Annotated in this window: 13 protein-coding genes; 3 read left to right on the top strand and 10 right to left on the bottom strand. The window is 54.8% G+C overall.

Features of this window, described 5'->3' with window-relative positions; genetic code table 11:
* Positions 1 to 148 precede the first annotated feature (148 nt).
* From ACN0YN_RS24430 to ACN0YN_RS24400, 7 genes are all read right to left on the bottom strand, one after another.
* The gene (locus ACN0YN_RS24430; protein WP_417387649.1) at positions 149 to 1,156 is read right to left on the bottom strand and encodes an ABC transporter permease; all 1,008 of its coding nucleotides are present in this window, start codon (positions 1,154 to 1,156) and stop codon (positions 149 to 151) included.
* Entirely contained in the window at positions 1,153 to 2,709 is a 1,557-nt protein-coding gene (locus tag ACN0YN_RS24425) for a sugar ABC transporter ATP-binding protein (RefSeq protein WP_417387648.1), read from the bottom strand. The genes ACN0YN_RS24430 and ACN0YN_RS24425 overlap by 4 nt, the downstream gene beginning before the upstream one ends.
* Complete coding sequence (locus ACN0YN_RS24420; RefSeq protein WP_417387647.1) at positions 2,706 to 3,683, bottom strand: sugar ABC transporter substrate-binding protein; 978 nt, start codon at positions 3,681 to 3,683, stop codon at positions 2,706 to 2,708. The genes ACN0YN_RS24425 and ACN0YN_RS24420 overlap by 4 nt, the downstream gene beginning before the upstream one ends.
* 13 nt (positions 3,684 to 3,696) lie before the next feature.
* Positions 3,697 to 4,629: a ribokinase gene (gene rbsK / locus ACN0YN_RS24415; RefSeq protein ID WP_417387646.1), complete on the bottom strand. Its 933-nt coding sequence runs from the start codon at positions 4,627 to 4,629 to the stop codon at positions 3,697 to 3,699.
* Between the two features lie 13 nt (positions 4,630 to 4,642).
* A complete protein-coding gene (locus ACN0YN_RS24410; protein ID WP_417387645.1) occupies positions 4,643 to 5,695 on the bottom strand; it encodes a nucleoside hydrolase in 1,053 nt (350 codons plus the stop codon).
* A gap of 39 nt (positions 5,696 to 5,734) precedes the next feature.
* Positions 5,735 to 6,769 (bottom strand): LacI family DNA-binding transcriptional regulator, encoded by a 1,035-nt coding sequence (locus ACN0YN_RS24405; protein WP_417387644.1) that lies wholly within the window; start codon positions 6,767 to 6,769, stop codon positions 5,735 to 5,737.
* 171 nt (positions 6,770 to 6,940) lie between these two features.
* Positions 6,941 to 8,440, bottom strand: a complete 1,500-nt coding sequence (locus ACN0YN_RS24400) for a PQQ-binding-like beta-propeller repeat protein (RefSeq protein ID WP_417387643.1) — start codon at positions 8,438 to 8,440, stop codon at positions 6,941 to 6,943.
* 297 nt (positions 8,441 to 8,737) lie between these two features.
* Here ACN0YN_RS24400 and ACN0YN_RS24395 point away from each other — a divergent pair, with 297 nt between their 5' ends.
* On the top strand, positions 8,738 to 10,177 hold the full coding sequence (locus tag ACN0YN_RS24395; RefSeq protein ID WP_417387642.1) for a DUF1501 domain-containing protein: 1,440 nt from the start codon (positions 8,738 to 8,740) through the stop codon (positions 10,175 to 10,177).
* Between the two features lie 277 nt (positions 10,178 to 10,454).
* Positions 10,455 to 11,618: an FG-GAP repeat domain-containing protein gene (locus tag ACN0YN_RS24390; RefSeq protein WP_417387641.1), complete on the top strand. Its 1,164-nt coding sequence runs from the start codon at positions 10,455 to 10,457 to the stop codon at positions 11,616 to 11,618.
* Positions 11,619 to 11,625: 7 nt separating this feature from the next.
* On the opposite strand, the gene ACN0YN_RS24385 is transcribed toward ACN0YN_RS24390, so the two are convergent.
* Together ACN0YN_RS24385 and ACN0YN_RS24380 are read right to left on the bottom strand one after the other, a co-directional pair.
* Positions 11,626 to 12,372: an SDR family NAD(P)-dependent oxidoreductase gene (locus ACN0YN_RS24385; RefSeq protein ID WP_417387640.1), complete on the bottom strand. Its 747-nt coding sequence runs from the start codon at positions 12,370 to 12,372 to the stop codon at positions 11,626 to 11,628.
* 66 nt (positions 12,373 to 12,438) lie between these two features.
* The gene (locus ACN0YN_RS24380; protein WP_417387639.1) at positions 12,439 to 13,557 is read right to left on the bottom strand and encodes a mandelate racemase/muconate lactonizing enzyme family protein; all 1,119 of its coding nucleotides are present in this window, start codon (positions 13,555 to 13,557) and stop codon (positions 12,439 to 12,441) included.
* A gap of 401 nt (positions 13,558 to 13,958) precedes the next feature.
* Between ACN0YN_RS24380 and ACN0YN_RS24375 the strand changes: the two genes are divergently transcribed.
* Positions 13,959 to 15,053: a serine hydrolase domain-containing protein gene (locus ACN0YN_RS24375; protein WP_417387638.1), complete on the top strand. Its 1,095-nt coding sequence runs from the start codon at positions 13,959 to 13,961 to the stop codon at positions 15,051 to 15,053.
* A 16-nt stretch (positions 15,054 to 15,069) separates the two neighbouring features.
* Here the strand turns inward: ACN0YN_RS24375 and ACN0YN_RS24370 are convergent, their stop codons facing one another.
* Positions 15,070 to 17,877 carry a serine/threonine protein kinase gene (locus ACN0YN_RS24370; RefSeq protein WP_417387637.1) on the bottom strand — a complete coding sequence of 936 codons (2,808 nt, stop codon included), beginning with the start codon at positions 17,875 to 17,877 and terminating at the stop codon, positions 15,070 to 15,072.
* Positions 17,878 to 18,013: the final 136 nt, after the last annotated feature.

Here is an 18,013-nt window from a genome sequence, read left to right as displayed (position 1 = left end):
AATGAAGTCACATAACAGTTTACATGAGTGTTACCCATGTGTCCGAACGTGTGTTACCTATGTGTCCGGTCTTTACACTTGCCCAACAGTGATGTGATACAGCGTCCCACACCAAATTATTTCGTTTTTTTCGTGGTAGCAACAAATCTCACCCACGCTGCTTCCACCGCTGCCGTGCCGCGTCCAGCAGGACTGCGATGATAATCACCGCGCCGGTGATCACACGTTTGATCGGATCGGTTGCCCCGATCTGTGCCAGTCCCGTCTGCAGCACCGCGATGATCAGTACGCCGAAAAACGTATTGATCACCGAACCCCGGCCGCCCATCAGGCTTGTTCCGCCAATCACACAGGCTGCGATGGCTGACAGTTCCAGTCCCACTGCCGCGTTCGGGTCGGCACTGGAGAGCCGCGAGGTCTGCATCACCCCCGCCAGCCCGCAGAGCAGACCGCTGATGGTAAATACCGCAACCGAGCAGGGGGCCGTACGTATCCCCGACATCCGCACCGCCTCCGCGTTTGTCCCGATCGCCACACAGTAGCGACCAAACACCGTCCGCGTCAGCAGGTACTGTCCCGCCGCCACAATTACCAGCGCCAGCAGAAACGCGGGTGAAAAGACAAATCCTTTCAAAGGCACGCCGATCCATTCAATCGATGAGCCGATGTATTTTGTCTGGGAATCCGTGATCAGATACGCGCTTCCCCGCGCCATCTCCAGCATGCCCAGTGTCACGATGAACGACGGAATGCCCGCCTTCACACTGATCACCCCATTCAGCATGCCACACACAGCCCCCACACCCAGACAGACCGGTACCGCTGACCAGAGCGGCGCGCCCCAGTCGACCATGCACACCCCCAGCATGGCTGATGACAGCGCCAGCAGCGAACCAACCGACAGATCAATTCCGCCGATAATCAATACCAGCGTCATCCCCACCGAAATCACCAGCAGGTCCGGAATGTTATTCGCGACCGTCACCAGTGTCTGCTGTGACAGGAAATTCTGGCTCATCAGGCCGAAGATCATCACGAGCAGCAGCAGCACTCCCAGCAGACCCGCATATTGATATACAGAATACCTCACACCACTCATCAGCGAGGATCGCTGATCCGCGTTTTTATCCATAACAGGGGAAGGGGAGTCGCTCATTGATTTAATCCTGAAACAGTCTCTTTCGCTTGATTTGAGTATCCGGAAAAGCAGTCCTGCATGATGGCATCGTACGACCAGTCTTCCCGCGTGTATTCTGCCACCAGTCGTCCTGCCGACATCACACCAATCCGGTCACAGGTCTCAAACAGTTCTTCGAGATCACTGCTGACAATTACCAGAGCCTTCCCGTTCGCAGCCAGTTGATCGAACAGCTGATGAATATTCCGCCGCGCCGCCACATCGATACCCCGCGTCGGCTCATCGAACAGAAACACCTCTGCATCCTGCAGCAGCCACTTCGCGACCGCGACCTTCTGCTGATTGCCTCCACTCAAAGTGCCCACGCTCTGTTCGATATCGCGCGCATGAATCTGCAAACGCCGGCGTTCGGCTTCTACCAGCGCGACTTCCCGCCGACGATCGATCACGCCCGCAGTTCCCGTCAGTAGTTCCAGACTGGCCAGTGTCATATTCACGCGAATCGACTGTGACAGCAGCAACCCGTTCTGTTTTCGATCTTCGGTCACCATCGCCAGTCCCGCTTCCACCGCTTCGCCTGGATGCCCGAATCGACGGGACTGACTCTCGCCCCGCAGGAAAACGTTTCCCCGCGTCGCGCGATCCGCTCCGAAGATCAGCCGCAGCAGTTCGGTCCGTCCCGCTCCTACGAGCCCTGCGATACCATATCGTTCGCCAGCCTGAACGGAAAAGCTGACATCGCGCACCGGCCCGCCGGTCATCCCGTCCACACGTAATACCGTTTTTCCCGTCGCGTGATTGCTATGTTCCTGCAGCGCGTGTTGTAGCGCCTGCGTCTCCCCCGTCATCAGGTCCACAACCCGTTCGATGGGCTGAAACTCACTCACGGCATGCGTGCTGACATACTTTCCGTCTTTCAGTACGGTCAGTCGGTCCGCAATCCGCGCAATTTCATCCAGGCGATGGCTGATATAAATGATCCCCACACCTCGCGCACGCAGTTCATCCAGCCGCGCAAACAGTCGCTCCGTTTCCCCCGCACTTAACGCCGCCGTTGGCTCATCCAGAATAAGCAGCTCACACTTCCGGTCCAGCGCTGCCGCGATCTCCAGCATCTGCTGCTGACCCACTCCCAGACTCCCGGCATTTTGCGCTGTGTCGATCTCCTGCAGGCCGAACCGGTCCATCGCAACCCGCGCCTGCTGATGTAATCTTTTCCGGCTGATTATCCCCCACGTCTGCGGATAGCGTCCCAGCAGCAGATTCTCAGCGACCGTGAGCGTCGGGATCAGATTCAGTTCCTGCTGCACGATCTGCACACCCAGCAATTCCGCAAATCGTTTATCGACGGGAGAGTAGGGGACCCCGTTCAACAACATACTGCCCGCTGTTGCGGGAGTCAGTCCTGCGATAATTTTACACAGTGTACTTTTCCCGGCTCCGTTCGCGCCCAGCAGCGCATGGATCTCCCCCGGGCGCAGTTCCAGCTGCGCTTCATTGAGGACCCGCACCACATAGTCCTTACAGATGCCGCGGGCCTCGAACAGCAGCGACCGTGAGTCGCCCGTCATTTCAGAACCTCAGCCGTGATCAGATCAACGGGAGTCTCGCGGTCTTCGACTTTGGCTTCCGGATCAGCAATCAGCCGCAACGCATGCTCAATCCCGAACACCGCCAGTTCGCCGCCATGCTGATCCGCGGTCGCCAGAATCTGCCCTTCTTTAATCGCCTGCTGCACCGCGGGAATGTTATCAAAGCCGACAATCGCGACCTCACCCGCTTTGCCGCTGTTCCTGAGTGCCGCGAGAGCTCCCAGTGCCATACTGTCATTCGCCGCCAGGATTGCTTTCACATTCGGATGCTCGCTGAGCATTGAGGAAGCCAGCGTGTTCGCCATACTCATTTCCCACTGAGCCGACTGACTGTCCGCAATCTTGATGTCGGCTGCTTTCATTGCCGCTTCGAAACCAAGCCGCCGCTGTGTGCCGTTGAAGGAAGTTCGTATCCCTTCCAGCACAATCACTTCATCCCCGGCTTTCAGTTTTGTCGCCAGATAATCGCCGACTTTCTTTGCACCTGCCTGATTGTCCGGCCCGACAAACGGAATAGAAATCTTTTCGGCCTGCAGGATTTCTTCATCCAGTTTATTATCAATATTGATGACCACCACACCCGCTTCCCGCGCCCGTCGTAAAGCCGGCACCAAAGCTTTCGAATCCGCAGGAGCAATCACAATCGCATCCACGCCACTCGAGACCATCTCTTCGACCAACGCCACCTGGCGGCTCAGATCGCGTTCATCCTTGATCCCGTTGACGACCAGTTCATATTCATCGCTATGTGCCTGCTGATGCGATTCGGCTCCCTTCGCCATCGAAGAGAAGAAATCATTGGCCAGCGATTTCATGATCAGCGCAACTTTCGGCTTTTCATTGTCTGTCTTCTTTTCAGTCGTCTGCTCTGACGGTCCTGTCTGTGACGTACAGCCTGCGATCAGCCCGCAAAGCAGCAGACCGGGAATCAATCGTTTTCTCAACTCGTACATGGAAGCGCTCCTGTTATTGTTTTGTGATCAGTGTTTCAATCTGTTCGCGGTCGGGCATCGCGGTCTGGGCACCGGCCCCCGAGGCGGCAATCGCACCGGCTGCAGAAGCGAAGAGAGCTGCTTCCCGCAGTGTCGCCTGTTCTGACAGCTTCACCGCCAGCCCCGCAGCAAAGGCATCGCCGGCGGCTGTGGAGTCGACAGCCTGTATCTGAAATGGCGGAATGATCTCGACCGACGCTCCATCAAACAGGACCGCCCCCTGATCGGCCATCGTCACCAGGATCTGTCGCGGCCCCTGTTCCGCCAGAGCGGGAATCGCCGCGATGACATCTTCGAGAGCTGCCAGTGGTTTTCGTGTGAGAGCGGCCGCTTCGCTCTGATTGGGACAGATCAGATCGACGTCCAGTAGTTCCGCAGGGAAGTGAGCCGGAGCAGGGGCCGGGTCCAGAATGACCGGCACTCCCGCTTCACGCACGATGGCCGCTGCTGCGATGACCGTCTCGACAGGTACTTCCAGCTGCATCAACAAAACATCGCTGTCACAGATCACCTGCCTCGCCTGTTCCAGTTCCGCCGAACCCACCAGACCGTTGGCTCCCGGGACGACCAGAATCGCATTCTCGCCACTCGATTCCACCATCACCACAGCAATGCCGCTGGTCGTATTCGTTTTACGTGTCACGAACCTGGTATCAATGCCTTCTGCTGTCAGATTCTGTAACAGCTGGTCGGCGAAACTGTCATCTCCGACGCAGCCGATCATCGTCACTTCCGCTCCCATCCTCGCAGCAGCGACCGCCTGGTTCGCGCCTTTGCCGCCTGGATTCTCGACTTTGGTCTCTGCAATCACCGTCTCGCCCGGCAGAGGCAGCTTCGCCGAACGGATCATCAGATCCATGTTAATCGATCCCAGGACGGCAATTTTAGCGCGTCGTTTCTCGTCCATCACCGCCTCCGTTCTATTTCTGTGGAGGCTGACTGGAAAGTTGCACCAGCGCTTCAATCACGCGGATCCGCTGCTCGGGAGTCAGTTTCAGATAGCGCTGCTTTCCGTCCGCTGATTTTTGAAAAGTCGTCAGACCATCTTTCTCAACAGTCACGGTGCCTGCATCAGACAGATCGAAATACCCCCGATGTGGAAAGACGCCGTACAATACGCTGGTCAGATCCCAGGTAGGCCGATCGTGGGGCGGCGGATTGTACAAAATGTAAGCCTCCGCCAGCGGATGATGATCCACATAGTTATAATCCTCTTCGATACTCTCATGCGGATAAGCGACATTGAGCCCGATTTCAAACCCGCTCCACACAATCGGCGTCGGCCAGTCCTGCGCCAGCTTCTGCGCCGCCGGAATGTCTTTGATAATGTTATATTCACGATGATCGACAATTTTCCCTTTATGCGGAATTTTTTCAAACGCCCCCGCCATCATCGACAGCAGCTTCACTTTCTGTTTGACCAGTTCCTCACCGGTCAGGGGACTGATTTTATCTCCCGGCGATTTCAGCAGGTTCGCCAGATTGGTCGAGAACCCGACCTGCGCGATAACGACCGAATGATCTTCCGCCCCCGCCAGAGCCTTCCGTAAAACAGTCACGGCATCGGGTATCTGTTTCGGATCTTTGAGATCGTGTGGATAGCGCAGCTTGCCGTTGTCCATCTTTGCCGCCAGCACATTGAACTTGCCCGGCTGAGGAGTGACGCCGCTCCTGCAGATCCCGATCGGAATATCCCCTTTACCATAAAACGTATTCACAGCATCCGTGAACGAGGCAGCCAGCGGATTGTCTTTGGTAATCGTCACCGCCAGCAGTTTGCAGTCGCCGCGTGTCTCGAGTGCGTGAAGCATTCCTAAAGCGAGCACATCGTCCACGTCGTTGCCGATATCTGTATCAAAGATGATGGGCACCGGTCGTTCCGGTTCGGCAGCAGTAATCCGGTTCAGCGGCAGCACACAGACGAGGCTGAGCACCGCTGCCGTCAGGGCGAGCATCTGAGGGAATCGTTTCATTGCAGGATGTCCTTCTTCTGGTTGATAAATCGTCCCGCTTCAACCGCGCTGCGTGATCGAAGATCGGCGGATGAGCTGGACGGGAATCTGATACTGTTTCTGTTCGGGTGGTGCGCCGGTCCGGATCTGTTCCAGCAGCAATCGGGCGGCGACGCGCCCCAGCTGGTTCACATCCTGGCTGACCGACGAGAGCGGCGCTGCCAGATAAGCGGCGAACGGATGATCGTCGAATGCAATCAACGACAGATCACCGGGAATCGCACGTCCCAGTTCGCTGGCCGCCCGCAAAGCTCCCAGCGCATTCTGGTTACTGAAAGCAAACAGCGCCGTGATCTCGGGACGTTCCGTGAGCAGTGTTTTCGCGGCTGCATACCCGGAGGCTTCATCAAAATTGTGACCGGCTATAAGAGTCGTATCGTACTCCAGTCCCTGATATTCCAATGCAGCCTGCACTCCCGCCAGTCGTTCCCGATTAGGCAGGGTCTGGGGCAATCCCTGTAACACGCCGATTGTTTCGTGTCCCGCGTTTAACAGTAGTTGCATCCCCTCCCGGGCACCCGCCCGATGATCGGAGGTCACACTGACCAGCGCGGGATCGTCAAAGCCACGATCGACCAGCACCAGGGGCAGCTTCTGTTTCGCCAGCGATTTCAAATGGCGGTTCTCGATCCCCACCGGGCAGACCACCAGCCCTTCAATCTGTCGGGCCTGCAACTGATCCACCAGCCGGGCCTCGGTCTCACTGTTCTCCTGGCTGTCCGTCAGCAACACGGAATAGCCCTGTTCTTCCGCTGCCAGCGTAATCTCCCGCGCAATCGCCGCAAAGAACGGGTTCGCCACATTAGGCAGCACGACTCCCAGCAGCTTCGTCTGTTGTGATCTCAGGGACCGGGCCAGCAGGGAAGGGGAGAACTGCAGTTTTTTCGCTGCATCGCGCACGGACTGCTCGGTCGCACTGCTGATGCGATAGGCTTCCGCTTTGCCCGACAACGCACGGGACGCGGTCGAGACACTCACCCCGGCCGCCTCGGCGACTTCTTTCAACGTAATCGACTTGTTAGCAGACTTGCCCATAAAACCCCTTTGCACAATCGATTGTGCATATTACCAGATCCGAAGCGAAGATCAAGCCTGAACAGAAAAGTGAGCCCGGCGTACTGCTGTGCGTCCATAAAAAAAGCGGAACTGAATCGGATTCAGTCCCGCTTAACAAATTGAAAAAAGTTCACGCCAGGTTAACCAACTCTATTTCTCACCCACACAAATCAGTTTACCGCGGGTGCGGATAAAGAGCCGTCCGTCAGCGATCGCCGGGGTCCCCAGTATCGAATCCCCCATGTCGTTCTTGGCGATGATCTTCTGCTCGGGGCCGTCTTCCAGCACCACGATTTTTCCGTTCTCGCCAGCGACATAAATTTTCCCGTCGCCATAAATCGGGGAGGCGAAGTATTCGCATTCGTTCTGAATCCGTTTGGGTCCCCAGACCTTTTTCCCTTTTTCCACTTCAAAGCAGGTCGAGATTCCGCCCCCTTTGACGAGGAACATCCGATCTGCGGTCACCAGGGGAGAAACAATATGGTCGGTGTGTTTCGTGGGATGTTTCCAGAGCAGATGGCTTTTGGTCACATCGCCGCGACCGCCCCCTTTGACGGCGAGAATAAATTCCTGGGCAGGTTCTTCACCAAACTTGGCGCCCGCTTCATTACCGGGAGGCAAGAAGGCGATATCCAGTTCTTTGCCTTCGAGGGCTCCATCTTTATTCAGGTCGCCTCGATCAAACGTCTTTTTGTAGAAGGCTTCGGGCACTTTGGTCTTGCCGACAAACGCCTGAATCTCTTCTTTGGTCACTTTCCCGTCGCTGTTGCCGGTCTCCCAGCGGTCGATGGAGGCCAGCCACTGATTGGCAATTCCGCCACTCTGCAGTGCCACATAAATGATTCCGTCGCGACTGACAGGTGTCGTCTTGATATTTCGCAGCAGTGTCTGGGCCGTCCATAAACGCTTGCCGGTTTCAGGATCGTAACCAATCAGCTTGCCGGTTCCGGCAACGACGATTTCATCCCCTTTGTCGGTTTCACAGATGACTGGATGCGAATAGTTCACCGCCTGGTCGCTGCGATCATCTTTCCAGACGATCTTTCCGGTCTTTTTATCGAACGCATAAAAGGCGGGTGCCAGGTCATCATCCTGACAGAACAACACCAGATCTTTATACAGAGTGGGAGACATCCCCGCACCCCACTTGAACACGAAGTAAGGGATCGGCAGTTCCTGTTTCCAGACATCGGCACCCGTTTCTGCATCGACGGCCAGCATGCCCAGCGTGCTGAAGTAGAAGTAAACCCGTTCGTCATCCGCAGCAGGCGTCGTCGCAGCGAAACTGTTCGTTTTATGAATCTCGAGCAGATCACCGGTTTTCCAGACGCGTTCCCAGAGCTTCTTTCCGGTCTCAGCATCAAAGGCATATAGACCGACCTTATCCTTGCCGACCATGCCGGATGTAAAGACTCGTCCCCCCGCTACCACCGGACAGCCGATGCCATCACCCAGTTCTGCTGACCAGATCACATTTTTCTGATCATCGAACTCTGCAGGCAAGGACTTGTTGCCAGTAGAAACCCCCGAGCAGTTCGGCCCCCGGAACTGAGGCCAGTCTTCTGCCTGCACCACCTCACTTTGACTCAGGAGACTGAATCCACCAGTCACAACAGCAAGTAAAACAGCCAGTTTTCGCGTCCAAAGCATCAGTCAAATCTCCTGAAAATCATAGAAGCCAATCGAATCCGCGCTGAAGTAAACCCTGGTTTGCGCAAGAGGGTCTGGTTCCACTCTACTTAATCTTTTGCGTAATACCACCTCATCTGACCGATTTTTAACAACCTTTAAAAACATATAAAAAAAACCGCATATCATAGGGACAGACTGTCGATCAATTGTTAGAATCGCACACTTGAACACCCCGCGACTCCTGCCCGATGTGCTCAGAAGTAATTCCAGAATGATGGTGTCCCGCCTGACTGAAGCGAGTGAAAGGAAAGTTCCATGTTCTCGATTCTGAATCACCCCCAGCGAACTCCTGGAAAGATGTCACGCCGCGAACTGTTGACGACCGGCGGTGCCGGGCTGCTGGGACTCTCGCTCCCCCAGATGCTCAAGGCGGAACAGCAGCAGATCGTGAATCCCTTCCAGGGAGGGAAAGCGAAGTCGGTCATCTTCCTGTTTCTGTTTGGCGGCCCCAGCCAATTGGAAACGTTCGACCTGAAACCGGAAGCCCCCAGTGAAATCCGCGGACCGTTTCAGCCCATCGCCTGTCGTACTCCCGGATTGCAGATCAGCGAACACCTGCCTCACCTGGCTGAAGTATCCGACAAGTATTCCGTCATCCGCAGTATGACGCATACCTTCAATGATCACAGTGGCGGTGGTCACTACATTCAAACCGGTAAACGCTGGCATGTTCCCGTCGGTGCCGGGTTCGACGCCACTCCCAAAGACTGGCCCTCCATGGGGTCGGTCGTGGAATACCTGACACAACATTCTCCCGGGGGACTCGAACGCGATCTGCCTAATTACTCGGTCGTTCCGAATCGACTGGGTCGTCTGCAGGCAGGGGGACGTTATATTCGACCCGGTGAATACGCGGGCTGGCTGGGACGGGCTTACAACCCGTTGTCGACCACCGTAGACAGCCGCGATTCCACCGACAACCCCTACTGGCGTGACTGCACCGATGAAGAACTCAATTTTGAAATCGAAGGGCTGGCCCCCGAAGTTCCGTTAAAGACGATCCGCCGTCGCGTGGCGCTGCTCGAACACTTCGATGGCATGAAACGGAATTTCGATAAAGCCGATTCCCAGGTCTTCGACCGTTTCCGCCAGCGGGCACTGGCTCTGTTAACTTCCAACAACACCCGTAATGCCCTGAACATTAAAGACGAACCCGCGTCGCTCCGCGACAAGTATGGTCGGCACCTGTTTGGTCAGTCCTGCCTGATGGCCCGTCGTCTCGTCGAAGCCGGCGTTCGCTTTGTCACCGTGCACTATGATTGTGTTGATGGCTACAGCTGGGATTCACACCGCAACAGTGACGATGTCAAAAACAATCTGCTGCCCACCTTCGATCAAGGCTGTGCCGCTCTGCTGGCCGACCTTGATCAGCGGGGTATGCTCGACGACACACTCGTCATCGCCATGGGCGAAATGGGCCGCACTCCCAAACCCAACAGCAACTGGGGGCGCGGCCACTGGAGCCAGCTCTTCCCCGCATTACTGGCAGGTGCCGGCATTCAGGGAGGCACCACCTACGGCAGTTCTGACCGTCTCGCTTCCCGACCAGCCGAACACCCTGTCAGTCCCGAAGACCTGGCGGCCACCATCTACTGGGCACTAGGCATTGATCCTGGTCTGATGCTCCCCGATGCGCTGGACCGGCCGATTCCCATCATCGATGGTGGAGAACCGCTGAAGCAGTTGTTTGGCTGAATCTGTTCAACAACAGGCTTTTCTAATAACACTCTCACTTCATTCGTTTTCATCCACTGACAGTTTCCTGCTCGCTGCGCTCGGACCGAATTACATCTGTCCCACCCTTTTTTACTTTTTATATCTTTACGTCTGCAGGTCACTGACAGAGTAACAGTTCGACTCAGAACCAGACGACAAACCGGTTCATTCCTTGCATTCCGGCTGCCGATCGGCTCCAATCATAATAGTATTCTCAACTCTGAACTGTTCTCTTTTCTGTTAGACAGGTTCTCCCATGATGCGCCTCATTTTTGCCGTCTGCCTCTGTTCGACATCGGTCTGTTTTGCCGATGATGCAACACCGAATTTCAAACCGCAAACGATCGACAGTACGGTCGAAATCGGATATGGAACCGCGATTGGCGATGTTGACGGTGACGGCAAACCGGATATTCTGCTCGCTGACAAGAATGAATTTGTCTGGTATCAGAACCCGACATGGAAGCGACACGTCATCGCGGAAAACCTGACGGAACGGGACAACGTCTGTATCGCCGCTCGCGATATTGACGGCGACGGGAAAGTCGAAGTCGCCGTGGGGGCCCAATGGAATCCGGGAGACACCCTGACTTCGGGAGCCGTCTTCTATCTCGATCCCCCCGCAGATCGGACACAGCTCTGGAAAGCGATCCCGCTGCCGAACCAGCCGGTTATTCATCGTATGCGGTGGGTCAAACTGGACAATAACAAATTCGCTCTCGTTGTTTCCCCGCTGCATGGAAAAGGAAACAAAAAAGGAGAAGGGGCCGGCGTCAAACTGATCGCCTATGAAAAGCCGGCCAATCCGGAAAGTGAATGGAAGCAGACGGTCATCGAAGACACGCTGCACGTCACCCACAACCTCGATCCGGCACAGTGGAATCCAGAGACCCCCGCGGAAGAAATTCTGTACGCCGGCCGCGAAGGGGCCATGCTGCTTTCTTACTCCGACGGCCAGTGGAAGAAAACAAAGTTTCCACTCATCGAAGGGAGTGGCGAAATCCGCATGGGGCAACTCAGTCCCACCAGCCAGTTCATTACCACCATTGAACCACTGCACGGCGATAAACTGGTTTTATATCAGTCGGATGACGCGAACAAGGGGATCAGCAAACGTCAGATTCTGGACGACAACATCAAAGCCGGCCATGCCATCGCAACCGCGAACCTGTTTGGCGACGCGCGGCAGGAAATTGTCGCAGGCTGGCGGACTCCTAACAAAGACAATCAGGTCGGAGTCAAAGTCTACTGGACGACCGATGATGCGGGTAAAGTCTGGAAATCCGCCTGGATCGATGAGAATGGTATGGCTTGCGAAGACCTGCGACTGGGTGATCTGAATGGCGACGGGCGGATCGACATCGTCGCCGCCGGCCGCGATTCACACAACTTGAAAATTTACTGGAACCAGCCCGAGTAAATCGGCTTTACATGGTCCTGCCTCCATCCACGACCAGCAACTGACCGGTTGACAGGGTAGTGCCCAGTGCCAGGTACAATACGGTATCGGCGATATCATCGGGCAGTGCAGGGCGGGGGATCGGGAAACCGGCCGTCCGCTCTGCCAGTTCCTCGTCAGTCATCACCTGCTTGAGCCAGCGACTGTCAATCGGACCGGGGCAGACCGAATTCACACGAATTTCGGGTGCCAGTGCCCGTGCCAGTGATTTGGTCATGGTATTCAGTCCCCCTTTACTTGCGCAGTAGGCAACACTGGAACCCTGGCCGGTAATGCCGGCGGTCGAACTGACATTCACGACCGCACCAAATTCGCTCTCCCGCAGCAGAGGAGCAGCAGCGCGAATGCAGAAGAAGGGCCCCTTCAGATTCACGCTGATAATACGGTCCCAGGTCTCTTCACTGAGTGCATCCAGATCTTTGTGTTCGATGAATTCGGTTGTGCCCGCATTATTCACCAGCACATCCAGTCGCCCCCACTCAGCTTCAATTTCGGAAATCATCTTTTTCACGGCAGCGTCATCACTGACATCACATTGAATGAGCAGGACCTTCACTCCCTCTTCTTCCACCATGGCTTTCGTCTCTTCCGCTTCGGCCTGGCTGCGTGAATAATTTACGACGATATCAAAGCCTTCCTCTGCCAGCCGCAGCGCACAGGCGCGACCGACTCCCGTTGCAGATCCTGTAACCAGCGCGACATTGTTTTCGTTCATCTGAAGTATGTTCCATTTAAGAAATTGAAAGGTAAGGAAACGTAACGGTTTGAGCTTCGATCTCGATCAGTCGGCAGCATTCGCTTCGACCACGCTCCAGTCGACTTCGATCCCCAGTCCGGGGGTATCGGGAATCGTAATCACAGGGCCTTCGATCTTCAGCGGATTTTTGACAACAGAAATCTCATGGTATTCGGGGCCAAGAATATCGCCCGGATATTGTTCGATGTTCATATTCGGACACCCGACCACGGCATGGCACATCGCAGCTGAAGCGATATCCAGCTCCAGGTTCGAACCGATACTGCAGGGAATGCCATGTTCGGCAGCGTAGGAAACAATCGCAGCCGTCTTGCTGATGCCTCCATTTTTTCCCGGATACACGTTGATCACATCACAGGCCTCATTGCGAATGCATTCTTTCGCATCGGCCAGATCGAAACAGGTATCGTCGGCCATGATCTCCGGTTGAATGGCCCGTCGGACTTCTGCGAGAGCAGCAAAATCACCGCGGTGTGTCGGCTGTTCAAACAACGCGACATTATAATCATTCATGCGTTCCATAGCAGCGATGGCGGTCGCAGCATCCCAGCCTGCATTGGCGTCAATCGTCAGTTCCAGATCAGGGCCCATCGTCTCGCGGACCATTTTCACACGGGCCACATCTTCGTCAGGATTCGTCCCCACCTTGACTTTGATCGTTGTGAACCCCGCTGCCACCAGTTCCTGCGTTCGACGTTCGGCCCGTTCCAGCGAATAGGCGCCCATGGAAAAGCGACATTTAATCGACCGGCTGCGGGCAGCGCCTCCCAGCAGATCGTAGACCGGCTTACCCGCTTCTTTGCCTTTGATATCCCAGCAGGCCATTTCAATCGCGGATTTGGCAAACCAGTTTCCCTGCGAAGTGCGGTCGAGGGTGTGATTGATCGTTTCAATGTCACAGGGATCCTGGCCAATCAATAATGGCGTAAAGACGCGATCGACAATCGCCTGGGCCCCCCAGACGGTTTCACCACTCCAGCGACAGAGCACCGTCGCTTCACCGGCTCCTTCAATCCCGGCATCGGTTTCGATCCGCAGCACAAGATAGTTCGAGACTTCGTGTTTTCCCAACGCGGAAATCATCCGCCGTTCCGGCTTCAGGGGGATGCGGACCGGGTAAGTTTTGATTGCTGTAATTTTCATGGTGTGCCTCTTGCTTTACTTCACATTGAGCGGGTACTCAAACATCCACCGGCGCTGGTTGCAGATCATCTGCTTCATGATATCAGAACCGGTTATCTTCAGGAATCAACAGCCGCGCTGAGAACTGAAAATACTCTGCACCGGGCAACAGGAGGTCGCAGCTTACACATTGTATGGTGAGAAAACGTGACTCACTCGATCTGCGATAAATCATCGAAAATGCGAACTTCATTCGAAAGTTCCCACAGCAACCTCCTGTTCGCTCCGCTCGGCCCGAATGTACATTCGGGCCACCCACTATAGGAAAGAATTGATTGAGAACCTCAGTTGAATTACCGGCTTCATTCCGCTAAAAGCAAAGCTTGAGCTCTTTTCATTTTCTTATTTTATGCGAGTCGATTGTGTCCTCACTCACCGAACGTCTGCCTTTGACCTGTCAGTTGATCCAGGAAGGCATTGAAAACGAACTGCATACAGGAGTGCAGCTTTATATTTCTCAGCAGGGTGAAGTGCTGGCTGACGGCGGCATCGGCGAAGCCCGCCCCGGTGTCCCGATGACTGCTGACACCATCAATCTCTGGCTCTCCGCGGGTAAACCTCTGACAGCCATGGCCATTGCCCGCTTGTGGGAGCAGGGAGACCTGCAGATTGATGATCGCGTTTCCCGCTTCATTCCCGAGTTCGGTTCACACGGGAAAGAACCAATCACGATTCTGCATCTGCTCAATCACACCGCCGGCTTTCGTCCCGTCGATACAGGCTGGCCCGATGTCAGCTGGGAAGAATCGATTCGGCGGATCTGCGAGGCACCGCTGGAAGAGAACTGGCAGATTGGAAAAACCGCCGGTTACCATGTCAGTTCCAGCTGGTTCATTCTCGGTGAAATTCTGCAGCGCATCACAGGTCAGTTGTATCCACAGCTGATGCGCGAACTGATTCTGGAACCGTTGGGAATGATACACAGCTGGCTCGGTATGCCTGCAGACATTTACGAACGCGAGCAGGATCAGATCGCGTATATCTATCAGCGCGACAAAGGGGAAATGCAGTTAACGAACCTGCATGATGCGTCCCACTGCATCACGCCTTCACCGGGCGGCAATGCGCGGGGACCGATTCGTGAACTGGGCCGGTTTTATGAATGCCTGCTCAACCAGGGCACACCACTGTTTGATCCGCAGACCGTGGACACAATGATTGAGCGTCATCGGGAAGGGGAGTTTGATCTCACGCTGCAACACAAAGTCGATTATGGTCTGGGGTTCATTGTGAATTCCAACCGCTACGGCGCAGGAACAGTCCCCTATGGATTCGGCAAGTACGCTTCCGAAACATCATTTGGGCACGGCGGCTCACAGTCTTCGATTGCTTTCGCTGACCCGGAGCGTGAACTGGTAGTTGCCGTCGTTGCCAATGGCAGACCTGGGGAACCGCGACATCAACGCCGCGCCAGAGAGATCAACGAAGCCATCTACGAAGATCTGCGTCTGGCGTAACTGAGATCTACTTGGATTAAGGAGCCACCGCTCCGATAAACGGCTTCATCCCGCCGGGAGTTCCCGCTGCTTTCGCGGCTGGATTATCGGAAGCCGGCGCCAGAAACTTTTCGTCCCCGGGTGTCGTGGAGACAAAGTTATTGAAATTCGCATCCCCCTGTTTGCCTTTATTTTTGAACAGATCGAGTTCATCCGCGGGCAGGGGACTGGGAGCGGCGCGGGAAGAATCATTTTCTGACGCGATCAACGCTTTGGCCCAGAATTTAGCATCGTTACCTTGCTCTACTTTTGCAGGAGGACCTTCGATGGTCGCAAACAGATTCCGTGAAATCTGAATTGCCTCACTGTTGGCATTCGGCATTGCCGTGAAGACAATCCCGGAGTTGACGATGAAGAAGGTATTGTTCGTTAATTTAAGATGACTGACTTCCTCTCCCTGACAGTCAATCCGAATCCCAGTGACGGTCTCCGAGAAGATTGACTCTTTGACCTGCGTTTCCCTGACAGCAGAGGCAAACTGCAGACCGACCTGCATGGCATTCAGGCAACGAACCTTCGTCAGCCTGATATCACTGTTGGTATCGCCGGTAAAATCCAGACCCACTGCGGCAGGATTTGCTGCTTTCAGATTGAGGTTTTCGAGTTGAAACGGTTCGCTTGAGAGCCCTGACACACTGGTGGCAGAGACGCCTGATTTTTGAAAATCATTGATCTTCAGGTTTTTCAACTGTGTCCCCACCAGATACCCCGACAGTTGGATCGCTGTTTTTTTCCCCTGGGCTTTGATCAGAAATCCATCAATCGTGAGTCCTTCAATGCCCTGCAGTTGAATGACCGGTTCGGGACCATCGGGAGCCAGGATTACCGGTTTACCACTTTCTGCGACGATCGAAATTCCTTTGGGGTAATTAAAATCGGAGTTATCAATTACGATCCGCTCTTTCAACTCCTGGTCGGCGGCGACTTTAACGGTGTAATGCTTATTGCCCGTGCCAATAGTTTTCCCATGAACAATCTGGATATCCTTGAGCACAGCCGTGATCGTTTTATAAGTTTCGTTCGGACCAACTTTGATTTCATCAGGCAGTGATTCCACTTCAACCGGTTTTTGAACCACGGGCGCCGGTTTGACGGGTGCCGGCTTTTCAGGTTCTTCACCCGGTAAAACGAACATCACGACCAATACGATCAGCAATAAACCGATCCCACCACCGGCGACTGCCGGGATAAACCATTTCTGGCTGGTAAGGGAGCTTCCGGCGGGCGCTGCTTCTTCGACGACTTCTGCTTCAATTTCATCCGGCTCCGCTTCCATCACTGCCGAGTCACCAGGTAACGCTTGCGCTACAGGTGCCGGCTTTCTCACAGGTCGTTTGGCAACCGGCTTCGCTACGGGCTTGGCAACAGGTTTGGCCACGGGCCTGGCAACCGGTTTGGCTGTGGGAGCCGGGACCTTGGGTTCTGCTTTTTTGAGTGTGTCGGAAGTACTCCCGATTCGCGTGGAAGCGGTACTGATTTTGTCCTGCTTTAAGACAGAGGAATCATGCACATCAGAAGAAGGTTTCGCTGCCGGCTCCGGACGGGGACTGCTTTTCTTTTCATTCGCTTCAGGAGCGCTGGTACTTTTCTGAATTCCAGATTCCTCTTTCAGATTCGAAAGAAAGGCCGCCAGTTCAGGATTCTGATTCTGTGGCTGCGCTCCTGAGCCTGTCTGCGCCAACTCGACACCGGAGCCCAGCCCACTGCTGACATTGTGGCTGCGCCACTCTTCGTCGGTGTTGTTCTGCAGCCATTCATACAAGGCTTCGGCTGTCTCATCCATGGTCTGAAACCGATTTTCCCGGTCCTTCTCCATCATCTTATTTAGAATCTGGACCACTTCGGGAGGCGTATCGGGACGATCATCGGTCACGGGAGGCGGGTCTTTGTGCTGATGCGCCATCAGCCGCTGTGTGAGAGAACCTTCGGTGAAGGGGGGGTGCCCCGTTAAGAGAAAGTACAGAGTACAGCCCAGACTGTAGATGTCCGCGCGAGAGTCCACCTGATGACTGTCGATTGCCTGTTCGGGTGCCAGATAATCTGCCGTTCCCAGAACCTTTTCGTCGTGAGCAATCGTCAGGGACTTGTCTTCCCCTTCATGAAAGAACCGGGCCAGTCCCAGGTCAAGAATTTTGACAACCCCCTTGGAATCCACCAGCAGGTTGCCCGGCTTGACGTCACGGTGCACCATGTCTGCTTCATGGGCATGGGCCAGGCCTTTGGCTGCCTGGCGGATATAGTTGACCGCATCGCGAATATCGAGGGGACCGTTTTTGGTGACGATTTCCTGTAAATCCTGTCCGTCCACATATTCCATGACCAGAAAATGAATTTCCGTATCATTCTCTTTTTCATGGTCCACATCATAGGCGCGTACGATGTTAATGTGATCCAGAGACGCCACCGCCTGTGCTTCTCGATGGAAGCGCGCGAGATAAGAGGCGTCATTCACCCGTTTCGAGGGGAGCACCTTGATGGCACAGCGGCGGCGCATCAGCACGTGCTCGGCCAGGTAAACCGAACTCATGCCCCCTTTGCCGACCAGGTCCAGCAGACGGTATTTTCCCAGGAAAAAACCTTTGTGTTTGCCTTGCAGCAGCTTGTTGGCCTGCCAGCGTGTCAGCAATGATCGAGAAATGAGTTCCTCGGCAACCTCAGCAGGTTCTCCCAGCTTCACCCCTTTTTCCTGATATTCGGAAAGCAGCTTCTTCAGCTGATCGACCGAAACCAAACCGCTCTGTTTTACCAGGTTTAAAAAAGCCTCGGCCGTTAGTTTGCCTGCCATTTTTTACCAATTCGCTCAACATGTCCTGCGATGAATCTCTATATTCCGTAAGGTAATAGTAACACTCTAGCATCAGTTTTAACGACTGACCAGTATTGGTTTAAGGATTCTACCGAATCATCGGAAAGGTCATTCC

This window comes from Gimesia sp. (assembly GCF_048260065.1).
Lineage (GTDB): Bacteria > Planctomycetota > Planctomycetia > Planctomycetales > Planctomycetaceae > Gimesia.
Note: the sequence above shows the minus strand (reverse complement) of the source record. Positions and strands in the feature narration are given on the sequence as shown.

Excerpts from the sequence above, each read along its gene's own strand:
- ACN0YN_RS24410 (WP_417387645.1), bottom strand. The coding sequence starts at position 5,695 with ATGAAACGATTCCCTCAGATGCTCGCCCTGACGGCAGCGGTGCTCAGC.
- ACN0YN_RS24430 (WP_417387649.1), bottom strand. The coding sequence starts at position 1,156 with ATGAGCGACTCCCCTTCCCCTGTTATGGATAAAAACGCGGATCAGCGA.
- ACN0YN_RS24370 (WP_417387637.1), bottom strand. The coding sequence starts at position 17,877 with ATGGCAGGCAAACTAACGGCCGAGGCTTTTTTAAACCTGGTAAAACAG.
- ACN0YN_RS24420 (WP_417387647.1), bottom strand. The coding sequence starts at position 3,683 with ATGTACGAGTTGAGAAAACGATTGATTCCCGGTCTGCTGCTTTGCGGG.
- rbsK (WP_417387646.1), bottom strand. The coding sequence starts at position 4,629 with ATGGACGAGAAACGACGCGCTAAAATTGCCGTCCTGGGATCGATTAAC.
- ACN0YN_RS24380 (WP_417387639.1), bottom strand. The coding sequence starts at position 13,557 with ATGAAAATTACAGCAATCAAAACTTACCCGGTCCGCATCCCCCTGAAG.
- ACN0YN_RS24400 (WP_417387643.1), bottom strand. The coding sequence starts at position 8,440 with ATGCTTTGGACGCGAAAACTGGCTGTTTTACTTGCTGTTGTGACTGGT.
- ACN0YN_RS24395 (WP_417387642.1), top strand. The coding sequence starts at position 8,738 with ATGTTCTCGATTCTGAATCACCCCCAGCGAACTCCTGGAAAGATGTCA.
- ACN0YN_RS24390 (WP_417387641.1), top strand. The coding sequence starts at position 10,455 with ATGATGCGCCTCATTTTTGCCGTCTGCCTCTGTTCGACATCGGTCTGT.
- ACN0YN_RS24405 (WP_417387644.1), bottom strand. The coding sequence starts at position 6,769 with ATGGGCAAGTCTGCTAACAAGTCGATTACGTTGAAAGAAGTCGCCGAG.
- ACN0YN_RS24425 (WP_417387648.1), bottom strand. The coding sequence starts at position 2,709 with ATGACGGGCGACTCACGGTCGCTGCTGTTCGAGGCCCGCGGCATCTGT.
- ACN0YN_RS24385 (WP_417387640.1), bottom strand. The coding sequence starts at position 12,372 with ATGAACGAAAACAATGTCGCGCTGGTTACAGGATCTGCAACGGGAGTC.